The following is a 3,513-nucleotide window of genomic DNA, read 5'->3' as shown; positions in this document are numbered from 1 at the left end:
CCAGTGAAAAAGCCAGTATTCGGCGCAAACGGAAGATGACCAGTATGAATAGTGCCTATATGGACAAGGTGTTAATAGCAGGATTATGCTCGATGGTTAAACAATGAACACTCACGCTCTCACCCTGGTAATCTTACCACTTAAATGGGGGTCCGGTTTTATTAGACCACTACACAAGAATCACAAAAAAATAGCTCATGTTCGCGCTAACTTCACCCGAAAAATGACCACCCAACTGATAAATGAAAACTAGATGGTTATATAGTGTCATTAAAGGTTAAAAACATGGCTAAAAATAAGAGGCTAGTAAAACATATTTTAGATACGAACTTTGGCGAGATAGAAAGACAACTCTAATATAAAGAGGATTGGTATGGATGAACTACGTCTAAAATCAGCCAAGGGTTTCCCTCGTCAAAAAGGCGTTCGTATTGTGAGGCTATCTATTCGGGCAAACGGTCACTAGCTATTCGTCGATGGGGTTGCAGTTGTGGGATGTGGGACTAAATATGATCGTAACTTAAACGCCACGACCAATATTTATATTGAAAGGGGCGAATATTCTTAGCCTAATGATGTATTTATGGCGGTAAGGAATACCGACATGTTAAATGCTTGCAAGAGGCAATGTAAAACTAAAGCAATCATCTTTTGCCAATGACGACAAAAATCACCTTGTTTTAGCTAGGGTGAGTTTCAACACACTCGCACTCTGTAAGACTTTCAATCAAGGGAGACAACAATTTTGGTAGCAAGGGAAGAGTAAGATCTGATAGATATTGATCAAGTAACAGCAAGGCTCTAGAGTTTCTTTCAAGAGCCTCTTTAATTTTTTCCCGATGTTGTTCTAGTGTTGAAATGATAAACGGGCATAGAGATAGTCGGACAGGTTCACGTATGATACAAGGCATCAATATTCGTATAGTATCTAAAGTGAGACCTGTTTTTTGAAGTGATTGAATAATTTGAATTGTAACTAAATCTTGAGAGTTAAAGTTTCGATAGCCAGATATGGTGCGGTTTGGTTTTATAAGTCCCCGTTTCTCATAATATCTAATCATTCTTGTACTGATCCCGGTTTTTTGAGAAAATTCACTTATCCTCATATATGACCTCGTAGTTAATTCAATAATGGAATAATTGATTTTAAATTATTTCAGGAAAAAATATAATTTTCGTCCTGTGGAATTTAAATATATTACCAATCAATGCATAAGTATAGAGTAAAATAATTTTTTAATCTCAAAAAAGCACCATAAACTAGACTTTAAAAACTAACCATCAATGCTAGCTATGAAGCTGATGATAATCATTTTCTTAAAGCAGAAATTAATGCAATTCCTTAATCCTGATTTTCCAAAATAGAGCCGCTATAATTTGTGAGATTTATTAATACTTTTGTCACATTAATTCTCTTGAATTAAATAAGAGTCCGAAATAGCGCTACACCTTATACCTCTCATAATTCTATTTATAACAATGGGTTGAAGAAGACCATGTGTAGCAGAATTATGAAACGTTATTTAGTTAATAGCTTGCTTTCTCAATAGGTGTAATTATTACAAGCTGTTCTTATGAATGAGAAGTGAACATCGATAGAGGACAGAACTTGAATGAGTGAGGAGTAATTTTCTCCGAGTTGCACTAATAAAGTATGTTCAAAAGCTATTGCTTTTATCCGAGGACTTCCCTGTTCTCTTTTGCTACAAAGTATGGAAAATAAAATGCTCCTATAGGAATAGGTAGTGAGTAAAAATAATAGCCACTCCATAATTAACTTGCTATATCAATGCATATAGAAAAAATTGAAACTGATATTTAAATAATGGAAATTATTTTATTGTCATCCTTAAACCACCTCCTAGGGAGGTGGCAGGGTGCGAGCATACTTTGATTACTCTTCACCCGAAGAAAACTCGTGCACGATAATCATCACTCCAGCCGGCTTTTTTGAGTTTATTTCGTTGGCTCGGTGCACCACAATCACATTGTTTTACCATGTTCAACACGATACGCCGGAATAGCGCCAAATTTTCAATGGCTCCGTCCAGTACAATACGTGAATTATCCTCTTTAAAAACGACATCAAGAATATAATGTTGGCTATTCTCAATGCGCCAATGCTGGCGAATGTAGTGCCCCAATAATTTATGCCGGGGAGAGAGGGAACTAATATAGTCAGCCGTATCCACCGTACCCTTGCCATTTTCTGTCCGGTGCCGTTCAACAGCAATAATACTGCGGATTGTCGGCCATCTTTCCGCGATATCAGGGGGAAATTGGGGCTTGAGTTGAAATACATAACGTTCTTCCCGGCGGCCATGCGCTTCTTGTTTGATTTCAGTAATAATTTTTTCTTTTCCTGCATCAAACACCCGCTGAAACTGAGACTGAGCGGCTTCCCACAGACGGGGGTTGGTTTTTCTTCACCTGAACAACGACGTGGGCTTTCTTCTCACTGATTTTTTGCCGGGTTTCACGCTGACAATGCAGGGCATCAAGCGTCACAATGCTGCCTTTCAGGTTGAGGATATCCAGCATTTGACGGACGATACTGATTTCACCGTTTTTCGTGGTCGTGGCTTTCTGGCTCAACACTAATCCGCGCTCAGTATCATACGCGGTGACCTGCGGGACGGCGTTTTTCTTTTCATTCCGGTAAGCCCGCCGCAGGACTTTTCCGTCAAAGGCGATAACCGGTTTTCCGACCTGTTCACGCTGTTCATTGACCCAGTTGAGTAAGGCCTCCAGTAATGAATCCAGCTCGAGAGTGCGCAGTATTCTCGCCATCGTATGTTGGCAGGGTATCCCCTGGAGAAAGGGGCGGTATTCTTTCAGCCACTTAATTTTGGCATGACCATAAGTTTCAATGTCTTGCCAGCCTTCGGCTCCCGCCATAATGGCACTGACGACAAGGAAAATAACATCAACCCGCTCGTACTGACGATTGATATCAGAGCGGGTTTCTTTCACAACGGATAAATGTTCAATCAGGTTCATTGGTGAGTGATTAGCAGGAAAATAAGACTAATGAGATCATGCTATTAGTCTTCATTCAATAGGTTTTAAAAAAGTATGCTCGCGCCCTGGGAAGGTGGTGATTGTTTGATTAATTTTAAAATAAATAAGAGTCCAAAATAGCGCTACATCTTATACCACTCATAATTCTATGTATAACAGTGGGTTGAATAAATCCATGTGTAGCAAAATTATGAAACGTTATTTATACTCATAAATAGTTATTGACCTTAACAATAGTGTTAAGCTTTATAATTAAATCTAATTTTTAAACTGGAATTACCATGCGAATTTTTAAAATATCTGCTCTTCGTGTTGATATTATTCATTAAAATATTTTTACAAATGAACATAACAATTGGTAGGTTTAGGGTGAGATCGCGAACGTTATTTAATCAAAATCGTTCAGTTTGACCCACGGAGCTACTTATGATCTCATACTCCTTTTTTCAGGAGTGCCCCCATGAATATCGACGCTTTTTCTCAGTATTTCGG

The 3,513-nt window shown here is 38.6% G+C and carries 1 protein-coding gene and 1 pseudogene; both read right to left on the bottom strand.

Going from position 1 to position 3,513, the window contains the following annotated elements; all coding sequences use genetic code 11:
- Window positions 1-680: 680 nt before the first annotated feature.
- Window positions 681-1,106, bottom strand: coding sequence for a MerR family transcriptional regulator (locus C5471_RS22765; RefSeq protein ID WP_133816083.1), 426 nt, complete (start codon window positions 1,104-1,106; stop codon window positions 681-683).
- 795 nt (window positions 1,107-1,901) lie between these two features.
- A pseudogene (locus C5471_RS22760) lies at window positions 1,902-3,000 on the bottom strand (ISAs1 family transposase).
- Window positions 3,001-3,513 lie beyond the last annotated feature (513 nt).

The sequence above is a fragment of the Photorhabdus tasmaniensis genome, from assembly GCF_011189505.1.
Classification (GTDB): Bacteria; Pseudomonadota; Gammaproteobacteria; order Enterobacterales; family Enterobacteriaceae; genus Photorhabdus; species Photorhabdus tasmaniensis.
This window is presented reverse-complemented; position numbering and strand designations above follow the sequence as displayed.